General features: G+C 72.9%; 25 protein-coding genes. 16 read left to right on the top strand and 9 right to left on the bottom strand.

Annotated elements, in window-relative coordinates; genetic code table 11:
• The first annotated feature begins 40 nt into the window (after positions 1-40).
• On the top strand, positions 41-766 hold the full coding sequence (locus ACWC94_RS12845; RefSeq protein WP_450796551.1) for a VWA domain-containing protein: 726 nt from the start codon (positions 41-43) through the stop codon (positions 764-766).
• A gap of 1 nt (position 767) precedes the next feature.
• Here the strand turns inward: ACWC94_RS12845 and ACWC94_RS12840 are convergent, their stop codons facing one another.
• Together ACWC94_RS12840 and ACWC94_RS12835 are read right to left on the bottom strand one after the other, a co-directional pair.
• Entirely contained in the window at positions 768-1778 is a 1011-nt protein-coding gene (locus ACWC94_RS12840) for an acyl-CoA dehydrogenase family protein (RefSeq protein ID WP_450796550.1), read from the bottom strand.
• Complete coding sequence (locus tag ACWC94_RS12835) at positions 1778-2917, bottom strand: acyl-CoA dehydrogenase family protein (RefSeq protein WP_450796549.1); 1140 nt, start codon at positions 2915-2917, stop codon at positions 1778-1780. Before ACWC94_RS12835 ends, ACWC94_RS12840 begins: the two co-directional genes overlap by 1 nt.
• Positions 2918-2977: 60 nt before the next feature.
• On the opposite strand from ACWC94_RS12835, the gene ACWC94_RS12830 reads away from it, so the two are divergent.
• The 3 genes from ACWC94_RS12830 to ACWC94_RS12820 are packed head-to-tail and all read left to right on the top strand — an operon-like array spanning position 2978 to position 5588.
• Positions 2978-3763: an SDR family oxidoreductase gene (locus tag ACWC94_RS12830; protein ID WP_450796548.1), complete on the top strand. Its 786-nt coding sequence runs from the start codon at positions 2978-2980 to the stop codon at positions 3761-3763.
• 15 nt (positions 3764-3778) lie between these two features.
• The gene (locus ACWC94_RS12825) at positions 3779-4390 is read left to right on the top strand and encodes a TetR/AcrR family transcriptional regulator (RefSeq protein ID WP_450796547.1); all 612 of its coding nucleotides are present in this window, start codon (positions 3779-3781) and stop codon (positions 4388-4390) included.
• A gap of 40 nt (positions 4391-4430) precedes the next feature.
• Positions 4431-5588 carry an acetyl-CoA C-acetyltransferase gene (locus ACWC94_RS12820; protein ID WP_450796546.1) on the top strand — a complete coding sequence of 386 codons (1158 nt, stop codon included), beginning with the start codon at positions 4431-4433 and terminating at the stop codon, positions 5586-5588.
• Positions 5589-5612: 24 nt separating this feature from the next.
• Here ACWC94_RS12820 and ACWC94_RS12815 read toward each other — a convergent pair whose 3' ends face one another.
• The 4 genes from ACWC94_RS12815 to ACWC94_RS12800 are packed head-to-tail and all read right to left on the bottom strand — an operon-like array spanning position 5613 to position 9006.
• On the bottom strand, positions 5613-6674 hold the full coding sequence (locus tag ACWC94_RS12815; protein ID WP_450796545.1) for an NAD(P)H-dependent flavin oxidoreductase: 1062 nt from the start codon (positions 6672-6674) through the stop codon (positions 5613-5615).
• On the bottom strand, positions 6674-7429 hold the full coding sequence (locus tag ACWC94_RS12810; RefSeq protein WP_450796544.1) for a CoA-transferase subunit beta: 756 nt from the start codon (positions 7427-7429) through the stop codon (positions 6674-6676). The genes ACWC94_RS12815 and ACWC94_RS12810 overlap by 1 nt, the downstream gene beginning before the upstream one ends.
• Complete coding sequence (locus ACWC94_RS12805) at positions 7426-8262, bottom strand: CoA transferase subunit A (protein WP_450796543.1); 837 nt, start codon at positions 8260-8262, stop codon at positions 7426-7428. Before ACWC94_RS12805 ends, ACWC94_RS12810 begins: the two co-directional genes overlap by 4 nt.
• Positions 8263-9006, bottom strand: a complete 744-nt coding sequence (locus tag ACWC94_RS12800) for an enoyl-CoA hydratase family protein (RefSeq protein WP_450796542.1) — start codon at positions 9004-9006, stop codon at positions 8263-8265.
• A gap of 145 nt (positions 9007-9151) precedes the next feature.
• Between ACWC94_RS12800 and ACWC94_RS12795 the strand changes: the two genes are divergently transcribed.
• Entirely contained in the window at positions 9152-9874 is a 723-nt protein-coding gene (locus tag ACWC94_RS12795) for an SDR family oxidoreductase (protein ID WP_450796680.1), read from the top strand.
• A gap of 1 nt (position 9875) precedes the next feature.
• Entirely contained in the window at positions 9876-10781 is a 906-nt protein-coding gene (locus tag ACWC94_RS12790; protein ID WP_450796541.1) for an SDR family oxidoreductase, read from the top strand.
• Between the two features lie 3 nt (positions 10782-10784).
• On the opposite strand, the gene ACWC94_RS12785 is transcribed toward ACWC94_RS12790, so the two are convergent.
• A complete protein-coding gene (locus ACWC94_RS12785; RefSeq protein ID WP_450796540.1) occupies positions 10785-11267 on the bottom strand; it encodes a MarR family winged helix-turn-helix transcriptional regulator in 483 nt (160 codons plus the stop codon).
• Positions 11268-11407: 140 nt separating this feature from the next.
• Between ACWC94_RS12785 and ACWC94_RS12780 the strand changes: the two genes are divergently transcribed.
• Positions 11408-12847: an MFS transporter gene (locus ACWC94_RS12780; protein ID WP_450796539.1), complete on the top strand. Its 1440-nt coding sequence runs from the start codon at positions 11408-11410 to the stop codon at positions 12845-12847.
• A gap of 43 nt (positions 12848-12890) precedes the next feature.
• On the opposite strand, the gene ACWC94_RS12775 is transcribed toward ACWC94_RS12780, so the two are convergent.
• Both ACWC94_RS12775 and ACWC94_RS12770 read right to left on the bottom strand, forming a co-directional pair.
• Positions 12891-13772 carry a hypothetical protein gene (locus tag ACWC94_RS12775; protein ID WP_450796538.1) on the bottom strand — a complete coding sequence of 294 codons (882 nt, stop codon included), beginning with the start codon at positions 13770-13772 and terminating at the stop codon, positions 12891-12893.
• 58 nt (positions 13773-13830) lie between these two features.
• Complete coding sequence (locus ACWC94_RS12770) at positions 13831-15591, bottom strand: glycoside hydrolase family 35 protein (protein ID WP_450796537.1); 1761 nt, start codon at positions 15589-15591, stop codon at positions 13831-13833.
• A gap of 97 nt (positions 15592-15688) precedes the next feature.
• Between ACWC94_RS12770 and ACWC94_RS12765 the strand changes: the two genes are divergently transcribed.
• The 9 genes from ACWC94_RS12765 to pyk all read left to right on the top strand — a co-directional run bounded on the left by ACWC94_RS12765 (position 15689) and on the right by pyk (position 25212).
• Positions 15689-16606, top strand: coding sequence for a helix-turn-helix domain-containing protein (locus tag ACWC94_RS12765; protein ID WP_450796536.1), 918 nt, complete (start codon positions 15689-15691; stop codon positions 16604-16606).
• 5 nt (positions 16607-16611) lie between these two features.
• Positions 16612-16959: a chorismate mutase gene (locus tag ACWC94_RS12760; protein WP_450796535.1), complete on the top strand. Its 348-nt coding sequence runs from the start codon at positions 16612-16614 to the stop codon at positions 16957-16959.
• A gap of 119 nt (positions 16960-17078) precedes the next feature.
• Positions 17079-19628 carry an aminopeptidase N gene (gene pepN, locus ACWC94_RS12755; RefSeq protein WP_450796534.1) on the top strand — a complete coding sequence of 850 codons (2550 nt, stop codon included), beginning with the start codon at positions 17079-17081 and terminating at the stop codon, positions 19626-19628.
• A 104-nt stretch (positions 19629-19732) separates the two neighbouring features.
• Positions 19733-19867: a hypothetical protein gene (locus ACWC94_RS12750; RefSeq protein WP_450796533.1), complete on the top strand. Its 135-nt coding sequence runs from the start codon at positions 19733-19735 to the stop codon at positions 19865-19867.
• A gap of 205 nt (positions 19868-20072) precedes the next feature.
• The gene (locus ACWC94_RS12745; RefSeq protein ID WP_450796532.1) at positions 20073-21449 is read left to right on the top strand and encodes a pyridoxal phosphate-dependent decarboxylase family protein; all 1377 of its coding nucleotides are present in this window, start codon (positions 20073-20075) and stop codon (positions 21447-21449) included.
• Positions 21446-22858: a lysine N(6)-hydroxylase/L-ornithine N(5)-oxygenase family protein gene (locus ACWC94_RS12740; protein WP_450796531.1), complete on the top strand. Its 1413-nt coding sequence runs from the start codon at positions 21446-21448 to the stop codon at positions 22856-22858. The genes ACWC94_RS12745 and ACWC94_RS12740 overlap by 4 nt, the downstream gene beginning before the upstream one ends.
• Before the next feature lie 253 nt (positions 22859-23111).
• On the top strand, positions 23112-23348 hold the full coding sequence (locus tag ACWC94_RS12735; RefSeq protein WP_450796530.1) for a hypothetical protein: 237 nt from the start codon (positions 23112-23114) through the stop codon (positions 23346-23348).
• A gap of 74 nt (positions 23349-23422) precedes the next feature.
• Positions 23423-23617, top strand: coding sequence for a hypothetical protein (locus ACWC94_RS12730; protein WP_450796529.1), 195 nt, complete (start codon positions 23423-23425; stop codon positions 23615-23617).
• Positions 23618-23775: 158 nt separating this feature from the next.
• Positions 23776-25212: a pyruvate kinase gene (gene pyk, locus ACWC94_RS12725; protein ID WP_450796528.1), complete on the top strand. Its 1437-nt coding sequence runs from the start codon at positions 23776-23778 to the stop codon at positions 25210-25212.
• Positions 25213-25275 lie beyond the last annotated feature (63 nt).

The raw sequence follows: 25275 nt of genomic DNA, 5'->3' as shown, positions 1-25275 counted from the left end.
GGGCAGGCGTCGTCGCATGTCCGCACAACCGAGGGGGAACATGGCCGCGCTCAGTCTGCGCAAGGTGGAGGAGACCGCGCCCGCGCTGGTCAGCCTGTACAAGAGCGCCGGGGTGTCCCTGCGCAAGCACGGCCTGGACGGGCTGCGCGCCGCCGTCTACCTGGTGGTCGACCACTCGGGCTCGATGAAGCCGTACTACAGGGACGGCAGCGTGCAGACGCTCGCCGACCGGGTGCTGGGCCTGTCCGCGCACCTGGACGACGACGGCCGGGTGCCGGTGGTGTTCTTCTCCACGGACGTCGACGCGGTCACCGACATCGCCCTCGACCGCCACGAGGGCAGCGTCGACCGGATCGTGGCCGGGCTCGGGCACATGGGCAGGACCAGCTATCACCTGGCCATGGACGCCGTCATCGACCACTACCTGGACAGCGGTGCCACCGACCCCGCCCTGGTCGTGTTCCAGACCGACGGCGGCCCGATCAACAAACTCGCCGCCGAGCGCTACCTCTGCAAGGCGGCCAGGCTCCCCTTGTTCTGGCAGTTCGTCGGCTTCGGCGACCCCGGCAGCCGGCAGTTCGAGTTCCTGCGGAAGCTGGACGAGCTGGCCGTGCCGGGCAAGCGGATCGTCGACAACGCCGGCTTCTTCCACGCCGGGCAGGACCCGAGGCGCGTCTGTGACGCCGAGCTGTACGACCGGCTCGTCGGCGGGTTCCCGCAGTGGCTGGCCGCCGCGCGCGCCGCGGGCGTCGTACGGCCCGGGTGACTCACGGCCCGCCTCCTTCGAGCGCGTCGTCGAGGACCACCTCCCGGCACTCCTCCGGCGTGCCCCACGCGGTGCGCAGGGCGCGGGCCTTGGCCAGCCACAGGGACAGGTCGTACTCCGCGGTGTAGCCGATCGCGCCGTGCAGCTGCAGTGCCGTACGGGCCGCGCCGTACGCCGCCTCGCACGCCGTGAGCTTGGCGGCGGCCACGTCCGCGGGGCGCAGGGAGAGCGCCGCGCCGAGGACCAGGGGTCTGGCGAACTCCAGGGCGGTCCTGGCATCCGCGAGGCGGTGCTTGACCGCCTGGAAGGAGCCGACGGGGACGCCGAACTGGGTGCGCTGCCGCACGTAGGCGACCGTGCGGTCGAGGAGGGCGAGTCCGACGCCGAGGGCCTGGGCGGCGGTGGTCAGGCGGGCCCAGGTGAGGGCGCGGTCGCGCGGCGGATCGGGGGTGAGGAGTTCGCCGTCCGCGGCGAGCGGGGTGAGACGGCGGGCGGGGTCGAGGGAGCGGCGCGGAGGGCCGGCGGCCGTGGTGGACAGGCGGAGACCATCGGCGGTGAGCACGAGGCGCAGGGTGGCCGCGTCGGCGTCGAGGGCGTGTCCGGTGGGCGTTCTCGCGGTCGCCCCGGTGCCGGGGCGGTGCCCGAGGGGCGCCGCCACCGTCGCCAGGTCCGTCCCGGCCGCGAGCCCCGGCAGGAAGCGCTCGGCCGAGGGGAGGTCCTGGACGAGTACCGCCGCGGCGACCGTCTCCACCAGGGGTCCCGGTACCGCATGCCGCCCCAGCTCCACGAAGGCGAGCGCCAGTTCCACGGGGTGCGGCCCCAGCCCGCCGTACTCCTCCGGCACCGCGAGGCCGAACACCCCCGCCGCGGCGATCCGCGACCACAGCGCGCGCCCGCTCGCACGGCCGCCGCGGCTCCAGTCCCGGATCACCGCCGGGGTGTCCGCCGCCGACAGCATCGCGTGCAGGGAGTCGGTGAAGGCGCGCTGTTCGGCGTCGAGGAGGAAGCGCATCAGCGGCGTCCCTTCGGCAGGCCGAGCAGCCGCTCGGCGACGATGTCGCGCTGGATCTCGTTGGTGCCCGCGTAGAGGGGACCGGCGAGCGAGAAGACGTACCCCTCGGACCAGTCCGTGTCCGCCGACTCGCCCTCCGGGCCCAGCAGATCGAGGGCCGTCTCGTGCAGTGCTAGGTCCAGCTCGGACCAGAAGACCTTGTTCATGCTGGACTCGGGACCGAGTTCCTCCCCCTCCAGGAAGCGGGAGGCGGCGGCGTAGGTGAACAGCTGGTAGGCGCGGGCGCCGATCAGGGCGTCGGCCACCCGTGCGCGGGCGTGCTCCGGGCAGCCGCGCGCCCGCCACAGCTCCACCAGCCGGTGCGCCGAGGCGAGGAAACGGCCTGGTGGGCGCAGGGTGAGTCCGCGTTCGTTGCCCGCCGTGGACATCGCGATCCGCCAGCCCCGGCCGGGCTCGCCGATGACGTCCTCGTCCGGTACGAACACGTCGTCCAGGAACAGCTCGGCGAAGGCCGGCTTGCCGTCCAGGCGGCCGATCGGACGGACCGTGACCCCCGGTGCCCGCAGGTCGAACATCAGGTACGTGAGCCCCTGATGGGGTTTCGGGGTGTCCGGGTCGCTGCGGAACAGGCCGAAGGCCCGGTCGGCGAAGGCGGCCCGCGAGGACCAGGTCTTGTGCCCGCTGAGCAGCCAGCCGCCGTCCGTCCGCAGCGCCCTGGAGGTCAGCGAGGCCAGGTCGGAGCCCGCCTCCGGTTCCGACCAGGCCTGCGCCCAGACCGTCCCGCCGGTGGCCATCGACGGCAGCACGCGCGCGCGTTGCTCCTCCGTGCCGTGGTCGAAGAGCGTCGGGGCGAGCAGGCTGATGCCGTTCTGGCCGACCCGGCCCGGCGCGCCCGCCGCCCAGTACTCCTCCTCGAACACCAGCCACCCCAGCAACCCCGCGTCCCGGCCGCCGTACCGCTCCGGCCAGGACACCACCGACCAGCGGTCCGCGGCCAGTTCGGCCTCCCATGCGCGGTGCGCCGCGAAGCCCTCCGCCGTCTCCAGGGACGGCAGCGGGGTGCGCGGCACATGCGCCGCCAGCCAGGCCCTGGCCTCGGCACGGAACTCGTCGTCGGCCTCGGAGTGGGACAGATCCACCGCCGTCGCCTCCCTTCCGGCAGCTTCCCTAACAAGTGTTTGGTAGGTTAGCGTGGCACTATGACAGGCGTCGAGAGCCCGGCCTACGTGCCCGGGCACGGACTGCTCAGGGGCCGCACCGCCGTCATCACGGCGGCGGCCGGGGCCGGTATCGGCGGAGCGACCGCGCGCCGCTTCCTGGAGGAGGGGGCGCATGTCGTCGTCAGCGACGCGCACACCCGCCGGCTGAAGGAACACGAGGCCGAACTGGGCCGCAAGTTCCCGGGCCGGGTGACGGCCGTGCCGTGCGACGTCACCGACGAGGGCCAGGTGCGGGCCCTGTTCGAGGCGGCCGTGGCCGCGCACGGGCGGCTGGACGTCGTCGTGAACAACGCCGGCCTCGGCGGCACTTCGGACCTCGTCGACATGACCGACGAGCAGTGGTCCCGGGTCCTGGACGTCACCCTGAACGGCACCTTCCGGTGCACGCGCGCCGCCCTGCGGGCGATGCGGGAGACGGGCGGCGGGGTGATCGTCAACAACGCCTCCGTCGTCGGCTGGCGCGCCCAGGCCGGTCAGGCGCACTACGCCGCCGCCAAGGCCGGGGTGATGGCCCTGACCCGGTGCGCGGCGATCGAGGCCGCCGCGTACGGCGTGCGGGTCAACGCGGTGGCCCCGAGCCTCGCCATGCACCCGCACCTGGCGAAGGTCACCTCCCCCGAACTGCTGCGCGAACTGACCGCACGGGAGGCCTTCGGGCGGTACGCCGAGCCCTGGGAGGTGGCCAACGTGATCGTCTTCCTGGCCTCCGGCTACTCCTCGTACCTGACCGGCGAGGTCGTCGCCGTCAGCAGCCAGCACCCCTAGGACGACAATGGGTGCGTGCCGACCAAGAAGAAGCCCCAGGTGACCGCGGCGGCGGCCCGGCGCGGCGAACTCCTCAGCACCGCTGCCGAGGTCTTCGCCGAGCACGGCTACAACGCCACCACCGTCCGCAGGATCGCCGACCACGCCGGGATGCTCGCGGGCAGCCTGTACTACCACTTCGACTCCAAGGAGTCGATGCTCGAGGAGATCCTGCGCACCTTCCTCGACGAGCTGTGGGACGGCTACGACACCGTCCTCGCCTCCGGACTCGGTCCCCGCGAGACGCTGGAGGCGCTCGTCACCGAGTCCTTCCGGGAGATCGACCGGCACCGCGCGGCCGTCGCGATCTACCAGAAGGAGAGCAGGCAACTCGCCGCCCAGGACCGGTTCGCGTTCCTCGCCGAGTCCCAGCGCCGGTTCGAGAAGGCCTGGCTCAGCACACTGGAACGCGGGGTCGCCGAGCACGCCTTCCGCGCCGACCTCGACGTCCGCCTCACCTACCGGTTCGTGCGCGACACCGTGTGGGTCGCCGCCTCCTGGTACCGGCCCGGCGGACAGCACAGCCCCGAGGAGATCGCCCGCCAGTACCTGTCGATGGTGCTGGACGGGATCGCCGTACGCGAGTGACACCTGTTGCACGACACCCCTTTCCTGTGAGGGAGTTGCCATGGCCGAGGCCTACATCGTCGAAGCGGTCCGCACGCCCGTCGGGCGGCGCGGGGGCGGGCTCAGCGCCGTCCATCCCGCCGACCTGGGCGCGCATGTGCTGACGGCGCTGGTGGAACGGACCGGGATCGACCCGGCCGCCGTGGACGACGTGGTCTTCGGCTGCCTGGACGCGGTGGGGCCGCAGGCCGGGGACATCGCCCGCACCTGCTGGCTGGCCGCCGGGCTCCCCGAGGAGGTGCCGGGCGTGACCGTCGACCGGCAGTGCGGTTCCTCGCAGCAGGCCGTGCACTTCGCCGCGCAGGCCGTGCTGTCCGGCACCCAGGACCTGGTGGTCGCCGGCGGGGTGCAGAACATGTCCCAGATCCCCATCGCCTTCGCCTCCCGTCAGGCCGCCGAACCCCTCGGCCTGACCGACGGCCCCTTCCTCGGCAGCACCGGCTGGCGCGCCCGCTACGGCGACCAGCCCGTCAACCAGTTCACCGGCGCCGAGATGATCGCCGCCAAGTGGGGCATCAGCCGTGAGGACCAGGAGCGGTTCGCCCTGGGCTCGCACCGGCGGGCGGTCCGCGCCCTCGACACCGGCCGCTTCGCACGCGAGACCGTCCCCTACGGCGAGGTCACCGTGGACGAGGGCCCGCGCCGGGACACCTCCCTGGAGAAGATGGCCGCGCTGAAACCCGTCCTCGACGGCGGCACCGTCACCGCCGCCTGCTCCTCCCAGGTCTCCGACGGCGCCGCCGCCCTGCTGCTCGCCTCCGAGCGGGCGGTACACGACCACGGACTGCGCCCGCGCGCCCGCGTCCACCATCTCTCCGTGCGCGGCGAGGACCCCGTCCGGATGCTCTCCGCCCCCATCCCGGCCACGGCCCACGCCCTGAAGAGGACCGGCCTCACCATCGACGCCATCGACCTCGTCGAGATCAACGAGGCGTTCGCCCCGGTCGTCCTGGCCTGGCTGAGGGAGACCGGCGCCGACCCCGGGAAGGTCAATGTCAACGGCGGCGCGATCGCCCTCGGCCATCCGCTCGGCGCGACCGGCGTCCGCCTGATGACCACCCTGCTGCACGAACTGGAACGCACCGGTGGCCGCTACGGCCTGCAGACCATGTGCGAGGGCGGCGGCCAGGCCAACGTGACGATCATCGAACGCCTCTGAGCCCTCCTCACCCTCCCGGCCCGGTCAGCTCCGCCGGTCCCGCGTTCCCGCCAGTCGTCCCAGCACCTCCTCCGCCTCCTTCACGATCCGCCCCACCAGCTCCGCGCAGGACGGCAGGTCGTCGATCAGCCCGGCGACCTGCCCGGACGCCATCACCCCGAGGTCCGTACGGCCGTCCACCATCGCGGACTTCAGCAGCATCGGCGTGTTCGCGGCCAGCAGGACCTGGCTCCAGGACAGCTCCTTGCCGTGCTTGAGCGCGATTCCGTCCCGGACCAGCTGCCGCCAGGTGAGCCCCGACAGCCGGCGGAAACCGGCCGCCTTTCGTATCGCGTGGGCCAGGACCCGTATCCGGCCCGACCGCTCCAGCGTGTCCACCAGGTCCGTGCGCAGCATCCGGTGCGGCAGGCCGTCCACCGCCCGGGTGACCGTGACGTCCCCAACCGCCGCCGCCAGGTACCGGGCCTTCACCGCGTCCGGGACCGTCGAGTCGGAGGTGAGCAGGAACCGCGTGCCCATCGCCACCCCCGCCGCCCCGTACGCCAGCGCCGCCACCAGACCCCGCCCGTCGAAGAAGCCGCCCGCCGCCACGACCGGGATGTCCACCGCGTCCACCACCTGCGGCAGCAGCACACTCGTCGCCACCTCTCCGGTGTGGCCACCGCCCTCGCCGCCCTGCACGATCACCGCGTCCGCACCCCAGGCGGCCACCTTCTCGGCGTGCCGCCGCGCCCCGACGGACGGGACGACGACCACCCCCGCCTCCTTGAGCGCGGCGATCAGCTCACTCGAGGGCGCCAGGGCGAAGGAGGCCACCCGGACGCCCTCCGCCAGCATGATCTCCACGCGGTCCGCCGCGTCGCCCGCGTCGGCCCGCAGGTTCACCCCGAACGGTGCGTCGGTACGCGACCTCACCTCCCGTATCGCCTCGCGCAGCCGGTCCGGTGTCATCGTCGCGGACGCCAGGATGCCGAGCGCGCCCGCGTTCGCCGCGGCCGAGACCAGGCGGGGGCCGGCCACCCAGCCCATCCCGGTCTGCACGATCGGATGGCGGACCCCGACCAGCCGGGTCAGCGTGGTGTCCATCAGACCGGAACCTCCCCGGCCCGGGAGTTCCCCGGATCGATCACCTCGCGGATCAGGCGCAGTTCGGCGGCCGTCGGTTCACGGGTGCACGGCACCTCGTCCGGGACCACCAGGTCGAACCCGGTCGCCTCCTGCACCCGGGCCACCGTCACCCCCGGGTGCACGGAGACCAGCCGCATCGTGCCGCCCGGCGTGGCGAAGTCGAAGACGCCGAGGTCGGAGACGACCCGCGGGATGCGGTGGTACGGCGCACCGGCCGCGTGGTCGTACCCGACCCCGCACACCATGTCGACCTTCTCGACGAAGACCCGCCGGGAATGCCTCGGGATCCAGTAACTCGTCGGGTTGTTCAGTGTGTTGACCGGTGCCCCGCGCACTCCGAGCAGCTGCCGCGCCGGCTTCGTCCAGTCGCCGATGCAGGAGATGTTCTGGTTGCCGAACCGGTCGATCTGGCTCGCGCCCATCATCACGTGCCGCCGGCCCCCGGTGACCAGTTCCAGATGCTTGCGGTACGGCAGCCAGCCCTCGACCGTGCCGTCCGGGCCCACGATCATCGCCTCGCCGTCGGTCAGCAGCAGGTCGGGTGCGAAGGTCCGCCGGGCGAGACGGGCGCCGACGGACGGGATCAGACCCATCGGGCTCGCCAGGATCTCGCCCCCGTCCCGCCAGGCCTCGGCGCAGGCGATGACGCAGTACTCGGCGCGGGACACGACGCCGTGCCCGGCTGGTGTGTCCGCACTCCTGACTCCGCTCATGACTCCTCCTCGACCGCCGTCCGGTAGTGGCGTTCGTCCCCGGCCAGGTAGTGCGCCGCGAACCGGGGCCAGGGCGTGGTCGCGTACCGCTTCTGGAACGCCTCGTCCCGGCCGTAGTCGGGAGCGCAGGACGTGAAGTGCGCGCCGCCCGGGGCCTCCACGACCCCCGTCACCACATGCCGCCTGACCAGCAGGGTCTGCGGCGCCGCCGCCTTCGTCAGCTCGGCCGTGTCCACGATGCGTTCGCAGGAGACGTACGCCGCGTCCGCCGCCTCGCAGAACAGGTCGTCGAAGTACGGGTCCGGGCCCAGATACTGGCCGTTGCCCAGCCGGTCGGCGCGGTTGACGTGCACCAGGGCGGCATCCAGGCGCAGGGCGGGCATGGCGACGAACGTCTCCCCGTCCCCGTACGGTGAAGTGACCGTCCGCAGGCTCGGGTTGACCCGCATGACGTCCGAGCCGAGGCCCGCCCGGACCGGCAGGAAGGGCAGCCGGTTCGCGGCGGCGCGCAGCCCCCACATGAACATCGCCTCGTCGATCTCCATCAGCTCGAAGGCACCGCGCTCGCGCGCCGCCCGGTAGTGCGGTTCCAGCGGGATGGAGTCGAGCGTGACGAAGGCGGTGACCAGCTTGCGGATCCGGCCGGCCGCCGCCAGCATCCCGACGTCCGGGCCGCCGTACGACACCACGGTGAGGTCGCTGATCCCCGTCCGCAGCAGGGCTCTGACCAGTGCCATCGGCTTGCGGCGGGAGCCCCAGCCGCCGATGCCGAGGGTCATGCCGCTCTCCAGCCGGGAGACCACCTCGTCGGCGGTCATCGTCTTGTCGGCCATCTACGCCCCCTCCCTCCCGAACGTGTCGCGGACCCGGTCGGCCAGGCCGCTGAGGTTGGCCTCGAAGGTGAAGCCCTGTTCGAAGCGGTAGCTGCGGCGGACGTCGACCGGATCGATGCCGTTGATGGCGGCCTTGGCCATGCGCAGCAGCCGCCCGTCCTTGGCGGCGATCTCACGGGCCAGCTCCAGCGCCGCCGCCCGTAACCGCGCACGCGGCACCACGCGCCACACCGAGCCGTGCCGGTGCAGCTCCTCGGCGCTCGCCGTGCGCCCCGTGTAGTACAGGGCGCGCATCAGGTGCTGCGGGACCAGCCGGGCCAGATGCGTCGCGGCCCCCAGCGCGCCCCTGTCCAGCTCGGGCAGACCGAAGGAGGCGTCGTCGCTCGCCACGATCGCGTCCGCGTTGCCCACCAGTCCTATCCCGCCGCCCAGGCAGAAGCCCTGCACCGCCGCGACGACGGGGACCGCGCACTCGTAGACCGCTGTGAAGGCCTCGGCGCAGCCGTGGTTGACACCGATCAGTGCCTGTTGTCCCTGCGCCTGTATCTCCTTGATGTCCACGCCCGCGTTGAACCCGCGGCCCTCGGCGGCCAGCACCACGCACCGGACATCGGCGTCGCGGCCCGAGGCGCGCACCGCGTCGGCCAGGTCGAACCAGCCCCGCACCGGCAGCGCGTTCACCGGCGGGAAGTCGACGGTGACCACGGAAATCCCTTTTTCCGGGGACGAACGGGAGACAGCCATGGGCGCATCAGCTACCTTTCCACCAAACATTTGTTAGGTGCGAGGCTTCGAAGCTAGCAGTCTGCGCAGACAAGCGGGAGAGCCTGTGGATAACTTGCCGCACGGTGGGGCCGGCGACAGGACCGGCGACAGAACCAGCGCCAGAATCGTGGTCGTCACGGGCGGCACCCGGGGCGTCGGAGCCGGTATCGCCCGGGCGTTCGCCGAGACCGGCGCCCGGGTCGTGGCCTGCGCCCGCCGGCCGCCCGATCAACCCCTCGAAGGCGTCGAGTTCGCCCCGCTCGATCTGCGCGACCCGGCCGCCGTCGGGGCCTTCTTCGCCGCGCTGCCCCGGCTCGACGTCCTCGTCAACAACGCGGGCGGCACGCCGTACCGGCGGCTCGCGGACGCCGACGCCGAACGGCATGCCAGGGTGGTCGAACTGAATCTGATCGCCCCGCTCACCGCCTCCCTCGCCGCCTACGGACACCTGCGGCACAGCCGGGGTTCGGTGGTGATGGTCGGCAGTGTCAGCGGCGGCCGGCCCTCGCCCGGTTCGGCCGCGTACGGCGCGGCCAAGGCCGGTCTCGCGAACCTGGCCGCCTCCATGGCCGTGGAGTGGGCGCCGGAGGTCCGCGTCAACACGCTCGTGGTCGGCATGGTCCGCACCGAGCTGTCGCATCTGCACTACGGCGGACCGGACGGCGTCGCCGCCGTCTCCCGCACCGTCCCGCTCGGCCGGCTGGCCGTGCCCGCCGACATCGGGGCCGCCGCCGTCTTCCTCGCCTCCGACGCCGCCGCCTACATCAGCGGAGCCAGTCTGCAGGTGCACGGGGGCGGGGAGCGGCCCGCCTTTCTGGACGCCACAACCGCCCCCGGGGAGAAGTGAGATGAGCGGAATCTGCGACGGCCGGGTCGTCGCCGTCACCGGAGCCGGCCGCGGGCTCGGCCGCGCGCACGCCCTCGCCTTCGCGGCCGAGGGCGCCCGGGTCGTCGTCAACGACCTGGGTGTGGGGCTGGACGGGGCGCCCGGCGAGGAGAGCCCGGCCGGGGCCGTCGTCGCGGAGATCCGGGCCGCCGGCGGCGAGGCGGTCGCGCACGGCGGTGACATCGCCACGACCGACGGCGCCGCCTCCCTGGTCCGTACCGCCCTGGACGCGTACGGCAGGCTCGACACGCTCGTCAGCAACGCCGGTTTCCTGCGCGACCGGATGCTGGTCAATCTCGACGAGGACGACTGGGACGCCGTGATCCGTGTTCACCTCAAAGGTCACTTCCTGCCCCTGAAGCACGCCGCCGCGCACTGGCGGGGCGAGGCCAAGGCGGGGCGAGTCCCGCAGGCCCGGATCGTCCACACCAGCAGCGGGGCCGGTCTGCTGGGCTCGGTCGGGCAGGGCAACTACAGCGCCGCCAAGGCCGGGATCGTCGGGCTGACCCTGGTCGCGGCGGCCGAACTGGCCCGCTACGGCGTCCAGGTCAACGCCGTCGCGCCCGCCGCCCGCACCCGTATGACCGAACGCGCCTTCGCCCAGGCCATGGCGGCCCCGGCCACCGGTTTCGACGCCATGGCGCCCGAGAACGTCTCCCCGCTGGTGGTCTGGCTGGGCTCGGCCGCGAGCGCGGGGGTCACCGGCCGGGTCTTCGAGGCGGAGGGCGGCCGGATCACGGTCATGGAGGGCTGGCGGCCCGGCCCCACCGCCGACCGGGGCACACGCCGGACACCGGCCGAGGCGGGGGAGACGGCGCGCAGGCTGCTGGCGCAGGCGGTGCCGCCGGGGACGGTCTACGGGGCGTAGCGATCAGCCGGTCAGGCGGGCCGCCGCCGCGTGCTGCCGTTCGCTCATCACCGACAGGAAGCGGACCACCGTCCTGAGCTCGTCCGTGCTGAACTCCTCGCACGCCTCGACGATGTCCCGCGCCCAGTCCTCGAAGAACACGGCCAGTTCGGCGAGCTTGTCCTGGTTCAGTTCGACCAGCACCCGGCGCTTGTCCGTCGGGTGCTTGACCCTGCGCACGAAACCCTTGGCCTCCAGCCGGTCGAGCAGCCCCGTGACCGAAGCGGGGGCGAGTCCGGTCAGCTCGGCGAGGTCCTTCGCGGTGAGCGGTCCGTGCCGCTGGAGGAGGTCGAGGGTCTTCTCCTCCGTCGCGCTCAGGCCCTGCTTGGCGGCGACCGCCGAGTGGAACATGACCGTGACCGCGCTGTGTTCCCGGCCCACCTTCATGAGCTGGTCCAGCGCCTCGGACCGCGCCGCCTCGTCCCGCTTCCCGTCTGCCTTGGCCATGTCCCCAGGCTAGCAAAAATTTCGTTCGGTCGAACTAAGGACTTGCGGGAGGCGCTCGTCCGGTGCAACTCTTTCGTTAGGCCGAACGAAATAAATCCGGAGCCCGTGAAGCCCGGTGTCGAGGAGTCGAGGAGACCTCCATGTCCACAACGCTCACCGAACATCCCGCCGGCGCGACGGCACCCCATCCGCGCCGCTGGGCCGCCGCCGTCGTGATGATGATCGCGGCACTCATGGACCTGCTGGACACCACGATCGTCAACGTGGCCGTGCCGTCCATCAGCCGTGATCTGCACGCCTCGGCGAGCGACCTGCAATGGGTCGTCTCCGCCTACCTGCTCGGCTTCGCCGCCGCCCTGATCGTCTCCGGCCACCTCGGCGACCGCATCGGCCGCCGCCCCCTCTTCCTCGCCGGTACGGCCGGTTTCGGACTGGCGAGCCTGGCCTGCGGGATCGCCCAGTCACCGGGACAGCTGATCGCCGCACGCGCCGTCCAGGGCGTCCTGGCGGCCGTGCTGGTGCCGCAGGTGATCGGCTCGTTCCGCACCCTCTTCCAGGGCAAGGAACGCGGGGCCGCCTTCGGGATGTACGGCGCCGTCGCCGGGTTCGCCTCCGCCGTCGGGCTGCTGCTCGGCGGGGTGCTCACGGACGCCGACCTGTTCGGCTGGGGCTGGCGCTCGGTGTTCCTGGTGAACGTGCCGGTGGCCGTGGCGACCTTCGTCGGCGGGCTGGTGCTCGTCCCCGCCACGCGGGAGCGGTCGGCGGGCCGGCCGGACGCCGTGGGCAGTCTGCTCCTGGCCGGGGGCCTGGTCGCGATCGTCCTGCCGCTGGTGCAGGGCCGGGAGAACGGCTGGCCGCTGTGGGGGTGGGTCTGCCTCGGGGCGGGTGCCGTGGCCGTGGTGGGACTCGGGGTGTACGAGGCCCGGCGGCACCGCCCCGGGACGGTGCCGCTGCTGCCGGCCCGTGCCTTCCGGCTCCCCGTGTTCTCGGTGGGCGTGCTCGTCCAGTTGCTGTTCTCCGTCGGCATGCAGGGCTTCTTCCTGGTCTTCGCGGTCTGGTTGCAGGCCGGCGAGGAGTACACGCCGATGCAGGCCGGGCTGGTGACGGTCGCCTTCTCGGCCGGCGGCTTCCTCACCGCGCCGGCCGCGGACGGGCTCGCCGTACGGTACGGGCGGCTGGTGCTCGGTACGGGGGCGCTGATGATGGCGGGGGGCCTCGGCTGGGTCGGGGCCGTGGTCGGCGGGGCGCCGGCCGCGCACACCGGGGCGTGGCCGCTGGTGCCGGGGCTGCTCATCGCCGGGGCGGGGCTGGGGTTCCTGGTGGTGCCGCTGGTGAACGTGGTGCTGTCGGCGGTGCCGGGGGAGTTGGCCGGCGGGGCGTCCGGGATCTTCTCCACGGCTCAGCAGTTCGGGGGAGCGGTGGGGGCCGCGGGGGTCGGCACGGTGTTCTTCGGGCGGGTGTCCACGGGGATGTCCGGGGCGTTGGGCGATGCGATGCCCTGGGTGATGGGGGCGTTCGTGGCGTGCGGGGTGTTGTGTGCGGCGCTTCCCCGGCGGGGGTCGGCCGAGCAACTCGGCTGACGACCCGGCCCAGACCCGGCACAGCTGGGGGCGGCGCCCCCACCTAGGTGTCGCACTCCAGGACCGTCCGGCACAGCCCGCACCGCGCCCGTACCCGCCCCTTCACCGGTACCCGGATCCGCTGGTGGCAGGTCGGGCACGGGAAGGACACCCGGAGGTGGCCGGCGGGGTCGGGAGTGAAGGCGTAGGGGGCCGTCGGCTGGACACCGGACGCGTGCCGTCGGTCGTGGGCGTAGCGGCGCCGCCCCGCCCAGCCGGCCCCGGTCAGCGGCGGCTGCTGTTCGTCCCGGCGGGCCAGGGTCATCCCCTTGACGTACGCGTCGTAGGCCTGCGGACTGGTGAACCACACCGAGGGGTCCTCCCGGAAGAGCAGTGCCCGCTTGGCCAGGACGTAACCGAACTCCTCCGGGGTGAGGTAGCCGAGCTTCTGCGAGGAGACCGCGTCCTCCCGGTAGGCGTCCAGCAGCAGCCAGCCCGCGCCCAGGTAGGCCGTCACCGTGTCCGTGAGGATCTCGTTGTCCGCCGTGGTCGGGAAGGACAGGTCCAGGCGGTGCAGGTAGACGTGCGCCACCTCGTGGGCGAGCGCCGCGCCGATGTCCCTGCGGTGGGTGCGGAAACGGTCGTTCAGTTCCACGAAGTACTCGGGACCCGCCGCCAGTTCGACGTTCGCCGCGTGGGTCATCTCCCGGAAACCGACGACCAGCCGCGCGTCCGGCAACCGGAAGTGCCGCACGATCTCGCGGGCCACCCGCTGCGCTCCCAGATGCAGGTCGTCGATGTCGCAGAAGGCCACGTCGGCGGGGACCAAGCTGGTCGAGAACGTCTGGACGGTGGCGTAGGACAGGCGCTTGTACAGCGCGGTGATGGCGGCCCGCACCGTCTCCAGATGCGGGTAGCCGTGCTGGACCGGTCCGCCGTTCGCCACGTCCGCACCCCCAAAGACGCCGGAACCCCTCTCCACTGTAGGCGGGACGGACGGCCTGTCACACGGGCAGCAGGCGGGGCGGCGCCGGGTGGTCCGAGTCCGTCTGCTGCAGTTCCAGCACCCAGACCTCGTTCTCGCCCTCCCGCAGCACCGGGCCGGGCACGTACAGGGACCGCTGGGGGCCCACCGACCAGTAGCGGCCCAGGTTGAATCCGTTGATCCAGACGAAGCCGCGCGTGCGGCCGGGCAGCTCCAAACGGGCGTCCCCGGCCCCGCGGACCACGGCCGAGCCCCGGTACAGCCCCGGTGCGCCCTCCTCCGGCAGGGCGCCGAACCGCACCGCGCCCACGCCCCCGTCGAACGCGCACAGATCCAGGCCACGCGCGCGTACCCCGTGCAGAAACTGCCGCTCGTGCAGGATGCCACCGGTGATCCCCTTCTCCTCGCCGAACCGCGGCCCGTAGTTCACCCGCCCGAGGGACTCCACCCACAGCTCCACGCGCGCGGGGCCCGCCACGGGCTCCTCCAGCCGGGGCGCCTCCTCGGTGAGCACCCCGGCCCGCACGCCGTCGACGTACACCACCGCCAGGTCACGCAGCCCGCGCAGCGTCAGCGGGTACCGCTGCCGTGGGCCGGGCACGTCCACCTCGTAGCGCACCAGGCCCCGGGTGACGTGCAGTTCCTCGAACGAGGGCGGCAGCGGTGCGACCGTCTCCTCGCCGCCCAGCGTCTCCAGAACGTCATCCAAGGACGCCCAGTCGCGGAGGGTCACCTCAGTCGGTCGGGCCAACGGGGCGGGTGCCGGCGGCAGTTCGGGCAGCGGCTCGGCGCGGTACTCGGCCAGCACCTCGCGGAAGCGCCAGAACTTCTCCGTGGGGCGGCCGTACTCGTCCACCGGGGCGTCGTAGTCGTACGAGGTCACATCGGGTTCCAACGGGCCCTCGTGCAGCTCGCCGCCGCCCCGGTTGGCGCCCGACCAGCCGCCGAAGCTGGTGCCGCCGTGCGCCATGTAGAGGTTCACCGACGCCCCGCACTCCAGGATCTCCCGCAGCGCCCCGGCCGCCTCCTCAGGGTCCCGTACGACATGCTCGCCGGCCCAGTGGTCGAACCAGCCGCACCAGAACTCCATGCACATCAGCGGGCCCCCGGGGCGGTGGCGGCGCAGTGTCGCGAAGGCCTCGCGCGCGTGGGAGCCGAAATTCACCGTGGCGAGCACCCCGGGGAGCGAACCGCCGGTCAGCATGTGGTCCTCGGGGCCGTCCGAGGTGACCAGCGGGACCGTGACGCCCTCGGTGCGCAGCAGACCGGCCAGCTCCTCCAGGTAGCCGGTGTCGCTGCCGTAGCTGCCGTACTCGTTCTCGACCTGCACCAGGACCACCGGGCCGCCGCGGTCGATCTGCCGGGGCGCGACCTCGTGCATCAGGTGGTGGAACCAGCGCTCCACCTGGGACAGACACCGTTCGTCACGCGTGCGCACGCGCGTGCCCGTCCCGCCCGTCAGCCAGGGCGGCAGTCCGCCGTTCTCCCACTCGGCGCAGATGTAGGGGCCCGGCCGCACGATCGCCCACAGGCCGGCCTCCCGGACCGCGTCCAGGAACCGGCCGAGCGCCTGCACGTCCCGGTAGCCGCCCGGGACCGGCTGGTGCAGGTTCCAGGGGACGTACGTCTCCACGCAGTTCAGGCCCATCGCGCGCAGCATCGCCAGCCGGTGCCGCCAGTGCTCCTCGTGCACCCGGAAGTAGTGCAGCGCCCCGGACAGCAGCCGTACCGGGCGCCCGTCCAGCAGGAAGTCGGATTCCCCCACCGTGAACTCGCTCATGTGCCCCAGCCTCAGCCCTTCCGGCGATCAGTGCCATGGACGAAGATCGGCGCTGCTTGGACAAAAGCGCGGGGGACGACGTCCGGGAGGAGCGCCGGTGTACCAGACCTGGATGCGGTTCTTCAGCCCCGGCCCCGTCCACCACGGCCTCGGCCTGGTCTGCCTGGGCGTCGGCCTCCAGCACGGCGCGCTGCCCACGGTCGGCCCGCGCACCCTCGACCACCACGTGGCCGTCGTGATCAGCGCGGGCGGCGGCTGGTACCGGGGCGCCGACGGCCGCCGTACGGCCGTCACCGCGCCCGCGCTGCTCTGGCTCACCCCGGGGGTGCCCCACCACTACGCACCCGATCCGGACACCGGCTGGGACGAGGGCTTCGTCGACTTCGCGGGACCCGCGACCGCCCCGTACACCGAACTCGGCTACATCGAGCCGGACCGGCCCGTCGTCCCGCTCTCCGACGCCTCAGGGCCCCGCGCGGTGGTCGCCCGCATCGCCCGCGCCGCCCGCCGCGGCAATCCGCTGCTGGAGGTGGAGACCGGCGCCGCCGTGCACGAACTCCTCGTCGCCCTGCGCCGGGCCCGTGCCGACCTCGCCCCGGACGGGGACCAGGTGCTCGAGGCGCTCGCGCGGAACGCCTGCACGCCGATGAGCGTCGCCGACCACGCGCGCGTGCACGGCATGACCCCGGCCGAGCTGCGCAGCGCCGTCCGCCGGGCCGCGGGCTGCAGCCCCAAGGACTACCTGCTCGGCATCCGCCTCGGCCGCGCCAAGGAACTCCTCGCCGCCACCGAGCTGCCCGTCGCCGCCGTCGCCCGCCGCGTCGGCTACGACGACCCCGCCTACTTCTCCCGGCTGTTCACCCGCCGCGTGGGCCTCGCCCCGGTCCGCTTCCGCGCCCAGCAGGGCCGCAGCGTGCCGGGCGGCTGGAGCGACCGCGTCCCGGACCCCGGCGATCCGCCGGTGATCCACTCCCCGGACGCCACCGAGGCAGGGCCCGGCGAACCCCTAGGCTGACGCCCATGACCACCAGCAACATCGGAAACGGCGACGTGGACCCCGAGGTCCGTCAGGAGCTGGAGCGGCTCCGCGACAGCATCGACAACATCGACGCGGCCGTCGTCCACCTGCTCGCCGAGCGTTTCAAGGCCACCCAGCAGGTCGGCCGGCTCAAGGCGGTGCACCAGCTGCCGCCGGCCGACCCGGCCCGCGAGGCCCGCCAGATCGAGCGGCTGCGCCGCCTCGCGGAGAACGCCAAGCTCGACCCGGCCTTCGCCGAGAAGTTCCTGAACTTCATCATCGCGGAGGTGATCCGCCACCACGAGCGCATCGCCGAGGACGCCGCCAACGGACCGCAGACGCAGGGCTGACCCGCACGCCGGGGCGGGTGCGGCGGGGTCGAGGGGCGGCCCAGGGGACGAGTGGGACATAAGGCGTGAAGCCGCCCACCCTCTGTGCGGTGTCAGTGGGATCAGGCAGCATGGCCTGCATGTCCGTACTCAGGCGCGATGAAGCGCAGCTCCGAGCACAGCTCCTCGACGTCCACCGCTACACGGTCGAACTGGACCTCACGACCGGGGACGAGACCTTCGACTCGCGCACCGTGATCCGGTTCACCGCGCGGTCCGCCGGGGACACGTTCGTGGAGCTGAAGCCCGCCGAGTTGCGCGCCGTCACGCTCGACGGGGAGCCCCTCGACCCCGAGTCGCTGCAGGACGGCCGGCTGGCGCTGAGGAACCTCGCCGCGGGCGCGCACGAACTGCGCGTCGACGCGGCCATGCGCTACTCCCGCACCGGCGAGGGCATGCACCGCTTCACCGACCCGAGCGACGGCGAGACGTACGTCTACACGCAGATGTTCATGGACGACGTCCAGCGCGTCTTCGCCGCCTTCGACCAGCCCGACCTCAAGGCCGTCTTCGAGGTCTCCGTCAAGGCACCCGAGGGCTGGACCGTGCTCGCCAACGGCGTCACCGAGCACCGGGGCGACGGCCTGTGGCGGGCCGCCCCCACCCCGCTGATCTCCACCTACCTGGTCGCCGTCGCCGCCGGACCCTGGCACTCGGTGCGCACCGAGCACCACGGGCTGCCCTTCGGCATCCACTGCCGCCGCTCCCTCGCGCCGTACCTCGACACCGACGCCGACGAGATCCTCCACGTCACGCGCGCGTGCTTCGACCGCTACCACGAGAAGTTCGAGGAGCCGTACCCCTTCGACTCCTACGACCAGGCGTTCGTCCCCGAGTTCAACGCGGGCGCGATGGAGAACCCGGGCCTGGTCACCTTCCGCGACGACTTCGTCTACCGCTCCGCCGTCACCGACACCGAGCGGCAGACCCGCGCGATGGTCATCGCGCACGAGATGGCCCACATGTGGTTCGGTGACCTCGTCACGCTCAAGTGGTGGGACGACATCTGGCTGAACGAGTCCTTCGCGGAGTACATGGGCTACCAGACCACCGCCGAGGCCACTCGCTTCGCCGGTCCCTGGACCGAGTTCGGTGTCACCCGCAAGGCCTGGGGCTACGACGCCGACCAGCGGCCCACCACCCACCCGGTCGCCCCCGAGAAGGTCGACGACACGGCCTCCGCGCTGCTCAACTTCGACGGCATCTCCTACGCCAAGGGCGCCTCCGCGCTGCGCCAGCTGGCCGCCTGGCTCGGCGAGAAGGACTTCCTCGCCGGCATCAACACCCACTTCGCCCGGCACAAGTTCGGCAACGCCACCCTCGCCGACTTCATCGACTCCCTCGCCTCCGCCACCGACCGCGACGTGCCCGCCTGGGCCGACGACTGGCTGCGCACCACCGGCGTCGACAAGCTCACGCCCCTCATCGCCGCCGCCGACGGCACCTGCACCCTGACCGTCGACCGCGCGGGCAGCCGGCCGCACCGCCTCACCGCCGGCCTGTACGACCACGACATCGCCGACGAGGGCCGGATGGTGCTGCGCGAGCGCCTTGACCTCGACGTCCCGCAGACCGCCCCGCAGCCCATCGGCAAGCGTCCCGCGCTGCTCCTGCTCAACGACGGCGACCTCACCTACGCCAAGGTCCGCTTCGACGCCGAGTCCTTCGCGACGGTCCGCTCCGGTCTGTCCGGCCTGCCCGACCCGGTCACCCGCGCGGTCGTCTGGAACGCCCTGCGGGACGCCGTGCGCGACGGTGAACTCCCGCCCGCCGCCTACCTGGAGACGGCCCGCGCCCATCTGCCGCGCGAGACCGACCTGGCCCTCGCCCAGGGCGTCCTCGCCTTCGCCTCCGGGCAGATCGCCGACCAGTACCTGGAACCCGAGGACCGGCCGGCCGCCCTGTCGACCCTGACCTCCCTCTGCCGCGACCTGCTGCGGCGCACCGAGGACGGCGACCACCCGGGCCTGCGCCTGATCGCCGTACGGCACCTGATCTCCGTGGCCGCCCACCCCGACACCATCGCCGCCTGGCTCGCCGACGGCACGGTGCCCGGCGGTCCGGAACTCGACCCCGAACTGCGCTGGCGCATCCTCGGCCGGCTCGCCGCGCTCGGCGCGACCGACGAGGCCGCCATCGCCGCGGAGCTGGCGCGCGACCCCTCCGCCAGCGGGCAGGAGGGCGCCGCCCGCTGCCGTGCCGCCCTGCCCGACCCGGACGCCAAGCGCGCGGCCTGGGAGGCGATGTTCGCCGGCGACGACCTGTCCAACTACCTCTTCACGGCCACCGCCCAGGGCTTCTGGCAGCCCGAACAGGCGGATCTGGTACGGGAGTACGTCCCCCGCTTCTACGCGGACGCCGTCGCCCTCAGCGCCCGGCGCGGCCCCGCGATAGCGGTCGCGGCCGGACGCTGGGCCTTCCCGGCGCATGCCGTCGACACCGAGAACCTGCGGCTGGGCGAGGCCTGTCTGCACGACGCCGATCCCACCCCGGCCCTGCGCCGCACCCTCGCCGACCGCCTCGACGACCTGGCCCGCGCCCTGCGGGTGCGCGGCCGGCAGGAGCAGGAGGCGAGGGCGGAGAACGCGGGTCAGGCGGAACGGGCGGCACAGGGGGCGGGGGCGGAGTAGGTCCGTCACCCCGGGGCGCGGCCGGTCCCTGCCGACGATGCGGCGGTCCGGACGCCCCTTCCTGGGCTCGGGCCGGGCCCTCGCGGGCGACTTCCGTGGTCGTGGTGACCGGCGCGACCGGCCATGGCGGCCGTGCCCTCGCCGGCCGTCTCCTCGCCGCGGGCCGGCCCGTGCGGGCGCTCACCCGTGCCCCGCGGCGGACCGTACTGCCCGACGGCGCCGAGGTCGTCCGGTGGTGACCGGACGACCCGGCCGCCCTGTTCGACGGCACGGCCCTCGCCGGGCGGCCGGCCGTTCGAGCGCCAACCCGCGCGCTTCCCCAACCCGCCCTGTTCACACGGCAGTACCCACTTTCGAGTGCGATCGTCGTTCTTTCGGGACAAGCGGTCCTCTTCCCGTACAAGCTGGATACCGAAGGTCAGCTTATGAGCGGGAGGACAGCCGATGAGCGGTGCGGAACCCCTGCGTACGCCGCCCCTCGCCTCGGGCCCCCACGGTCCCGTCACCCTGCGCCCCCTTCTCGGCACCGTCCTCGACGCGCTCACGGCCGGAAGCCGGGCGCGCGGCGGACCGCTGCCCGCCGGGGGACCCGAGGCCGTCGCCGCGCGCGTCGCCGACGTCCTCGGCGACGTCCTTCCGGACCACGGCGACCCCGATGCCCTGCGCGCCCTCGTGCACGCCCTCGCGGAGGGCGCCGCAGATCCGGCCGACCCCCTGTGCGCGGCCCATCTGCACTGCCCGCCGCTCGCCGTGGCCACCGCCGCCGACCTCGCCGTGAGCGCCCTGAACCCGTCCCTGGACTCCTGGGAGCAGGCCCCGGCCGCCTCCGCCCTGGAAGCCGCCGTCACCCGCGCGCTCGCCCACGCCGCGGGTCTCGCCGACGCCCTCGTCACCTCCGGCGGCACCGAGTCCAACCAGCTCGCCCTCCTGCTCGCCCGCGAGGCCCACGGCGGCAGCGTGCGTCTGGTGTGCGGGGCCAACGCCCACCACTCGCTGCCGCGCGCCGCCTGGCTGCTCGGCCTGCCCGACCCGGTCGTCGTCCCGGCGGCGGCCGGCATCCTGGACCTCGCCGCCCTCGACGAGGCCCTCACCACGCTCTCCGGCCCCCTGCTGGTCGCCGCCACCGCCGGCACCACCGACGCCGGACTCGTCGACCCGCTGCCCGAGATCGCCGGCCTGTGCACCGCCCACGGCGCCCGCCTGCACATCGACGCCGCCTACGGCGGTGGCCTCCTCTTCAGCGACCGGCACCGGGAGAAACTCGTCGGCCTCGAGGCCGCCCACACGGTCACCCTCGACCTGCACAAGCTCGGCTGGCAGCCGGTCGCCGCCGGCCTCCTCGCCGTCGCCCGCCCCGCCGAACTCGCCGTACTCCACCACCGCGCCGACTACCTGAACGCCGACGACGACACCGAGGCCGGGCTCCCCGACCTGCTCGACCGCTCCCTGCGCACCACCCGCCGCCCCGACATCCTCAAGACCGCCGTCACCCTGAAGACCCTCGGCCGCACCGGTCTCGGCGCCCTGGTCGACCAGGTCTGCGCCCGGGCAGCCGAACTCGCCGCGCTGGTCCAGGAACACCCCGGCTTCGAGCTGTACGACCGGCCCGTGATCAGCACGGTCCTGTTCCGGCCCGCAGGCGCCGCCGACGACACCGTGGCCGCCGTACGCCGCAGGCTGCTGCACGAGGGCCTGGCCGTCCTGGGGCGCGCCCGGCTCGACGGCCGCCTCTGGCTCAAGGCCACCGTCCTCAATCCCCACACCCGGCCGGGCGACCTGGCCCAGCTGCTGAAACTCGTGGAAGAAGGCACCCTCGCATGACCAACCCCCCACGCCACGAGCCGGCCTCCCCCCGCGACCTGGTCGGCATCGGCATCGGACCGTGCAACCTCTCCCTGGCCGCCCTCGCCCACCCGCTCGCCGAACTCGACGCCGTCTTCTACGAACAGCGACCCCGCTTCGACTGGCACTCCGGCCTGCTCATCGAGGGGGCCACCATCCAAGTGCCGTTCCTGGCCGACCTGGTGACCCTCGCCGACCCGACCAGCCCGTGGAGTTTCCTGAACTACCTCAGAACGCACGAACGGCTCTTCCCCTTCTACTTCGGCGAGCGCTTCCACGTCCAGCGCGCCGAGTACGACGCCTACTGCCGCTGGGTCGCGCAGAGCCTGCCCGGGCTGAACTTCGGCCACCAGGTCGACTCGGTCTGCTGGAACCCCGAACGGGACGTGTTCGAGGTCGACTTCACCCAGCTGGGCGCCGAGGGCGAGGTCGAGGCCCTGGGCCGTACCTACACCCGGAACGTCGTCCTCGGCGTCGGCACCGCCCCGTATGTGCCCGACGCGCTCCAGCCGCTGGTGGACGCCCCGGGCGTGCCCGTCATCCACGCCGCCGACTACCTGGACCACCGCTCCGCCGTCCTGGCCGCCGGGCACGTCACCGTCGTCGGCTCCGGACAGTCCGGCGCCGAGGTCTTCCTCGACCTGCTGCGCCACCGCCCCGTCGGCCGCGAGAAGCTGCACTGGATCGGCCGCAGCGAGGCCTTCGCGCCGATGGAGTACTCCAAGCTCGGCCTGGAGCACTTCACGCCCGACTACACCCGCTACTTCCACGCCCTCGCCGAGCCCGTCCGTGACCGGCTGGTCGCCGCCCAGGGGCAGCTGCACAAGGGCATCGACGCCGGTACCCTCGCCGCCATCCACGACGAGCTGTACCGGCGCACCCTGGACGGCGGCTGGCCCGACGCCGTCCTCACCCCCGGCGTCCGGGTCCGTACGGCGGGCCGCATCGCCACCACCAAGATCGAGCTGCACCTGGAACACCTCCAGCAGGACAGCCGCTCCCGGCTGACGACCGACGCCGTCGTCCTCGCCACCGGCTACCGGGAACGCCCCCTCGGTCGCCTGCTCGCCGGTCTCGACGCCTACGTGCGCCGCGACAGCAGTGAACGCCCGCGCATCGACGAGGAGTTCCGGCTCGTCCTGGACCCCTCGGTCACCGGCTCGGTGTACGTCCAGAACGCCGAACTGCACACCCACGGCGTCGGCGCGCCCGACCTCGGCCTCGCCGCCTGGCGCAGCGCCGGCATCCTCAACTCCCTCACCGAAAAGGAGCCGTACACGCTGCCCACCCGAACGGCCTTCACCACCTTCGGTCTCCAGGGAGCCCGGCCCCGGATCCCGCGGGCCCGGCAGGCACCGCAGCTCACGCCGTTGGTCGAAGGAAGGTGAGAAAGGGGCAGGCCCGGAAAGGCCGGTGGCGGCGGTGTTGTCACCGGCCATGACCACCACATGGATCGCCGCCCACCGCACCGCCGTCATCGATCCCCACGAGACCTTCGGTCTGTTCGAGAGCCGGGGCTTCACCGGACCAGACCCTGCGACAGTCCCTGCGGCTGGCCGGAGGGGGTGAGGCCCTGCGGATCAGGTCCTCACGGTCGGCCCGTACCTGCCCGGTGACACCGGCCTCACCACGTTCTCGGCGGTGCCCTACGGCACCGGTTGGGCCGCCCCCGGCGACCAGCTGTCCGCCGGGCGGCTCAAGGGCGCCGAAGAGGTGCCGACCGGCCACTTCGGGACAGGCGCCGACGTCCGCGCGCCCGAGGGCACCTGGATCGCCGTCGTCTTCGGTGACTCCTGGAGGCCGCTCAGCCGCCGACCGCCGCCGCGTTCACCGCCGGGCTCACCGCTCTCGCCGAGCGGCTGCACGCCGCCGGCCTGACCGTCATCGGCTCCACCGTCGGCCCGTACCGGGGCACGGTCTACGACGGTTACGACACCGAGGCCGGGCAGGCCGTGCGGCGCGAGATCAACGCCTGGCTGCTCGGCGACGAGCACTCCTTCGACGGAATCGTGGACGTCGCCGCCGCGGACCCCGCCGCACCCGACCGGATCCGCGCCGAGTTCAACAGCGGTTTCGGCCTGCACGTCAACGACGCCGGCGCGAAGGCGATCGCCGACGCCGTGGACCTGACCCTGCTCGGCCTCTAGAACGCGGGGCTCGAGCCCTGGAACACGGGCTTGGCATTTCGCTCATCGGAGCGAGCCGTCGCACAATTCAACACTTGTCAACAAGGCTTCACCGAAAGGTTGTTGAGTGGACATGCGGCCCGGAATCTCTACCCACGGGTAAGGCCTAGGCTCGAGTCATGCGCCGAGCAAAGATCGTCTGTACATTGGGGCCCGCCACCGACTCGTACGACCAGATCAAGGCACTGGTCGAGGCCGGAATGGACGTCGCCCGGTTCAACCTCAGCCATGGCACGCACGCCGAACACGAGGAGCGTTATCGGCGCGTGCGCAAGGCGGCCGACGAAACCGGCCGCAGTGTCGGGATCCTCGCCGACCTTCAGGGTCCGAAGATCCGGCTCGGCCGCTTTGCCGAAGGGCCCGTACTCCTTGAACGCGGCGACACCTTCACCATCACCGTCGAGGAGGGCGTCGAGGGCGACCGGCAGCAGTGCGGCACCACCTACGGCGGTCTCGCGGCCGACGTCACCCCGGGGGAGCGCGTCCTCGTGGACGACGGCAAGGTCTGCCTGGAGGTCACCGCCGTCGACGGCTCCCGCGTCCGCACCCGCGTGGTCGAGGGCGGCGTGATCTCCGACCACAAGGGCCTGAACCTCCCCGGAGTCGCCGTCTCCGTCCCCGCCCTCTCCGAGAAGGACGAGGACGACCTGCGCTGGGCGCTGCGCACCGGCTTCGACGTCATCGCCCTCTCCTTCGTCCGCACCGGTGACGACGTCAGGCCCGTGCATCGCGTCATGGCCGAGGAGGGCCGCCGCCTCCCGGTGATCGCCAAGGTCGAGAAGCCGCAGGCCGTGGCGGACCTCGACGGCATCGTGGCCGCCTTCGACGGGCTCATGGTCGCGCGCGGCGACCTGGGCGTGGAGATGCCGCTGGAGCAGGTGCCGATCGTGCAGAAGCGCGCGATCAAGCTCGCCAAGCGCAACGCCAAGCCGGTCATCGTCGCCACCCAGATGCTCGACTCGATGATCGACAACTCCCGGCCGACCCGCGCCGAGGCCTCCGACGTCGCCAACGCGGTCCTCGACGGCACGGACGCGGTGATGCTGTCCGGCGAGACGAGTGTCGGCACGTACCCGGTCGAGACCGTGCGCACCATGGCGAAGATCGTCGCGGCGGCCGAGGAGGACATGCTCGCCAAGGGCCTGCCGCCGCTGACCGAGCGGAACAAGCCGCGCACCCAGGGCGGTGCGGTCGCCCGGGCCGCCGCCGAGATGGGGGACTTCCTCGGCGCGAAGTTCCTGGTGGCGTTCACCCAGTCGGGAGACACCGCGCGCCGGCTGTCCCGCTACCGCTCGCCGATCCCGCTGCTCGCCTTCACCCCCGAGCCGGCCACCCGCTCCCAGCTCAGCCTCACCTGGGGTGCCGAGACGTTCCTCGGGCCGCATGTGGACTCCACCGACGCCATGGTCGGCCAGGTGGACGAGCTGCTGCTGAAGTACGGCCGCTGCGCGAAGGGGGACGTCGTGGTGATCACGGCGGGTTCCCCGCCCGGAGTCTCCGGCTCGACCAACATGGTCCGGGTGCACCACATCGGCGAGGACGACAGCCCGAGGTGAGGACCCCTACGACGCCAATGGGCCCCTCACAGGGAGGGGCCCGCCAAAAGTGCTGACCTTGGA

It is taken from the genome of Streptomyces sp. NPDC001135, from assembly GCF_053598395.1.
The sequence above is the reverse complement of the archived record's forward strand: the minus strand, read 5'-3'. Positions and strand labels throughout refer to the sequence as shown.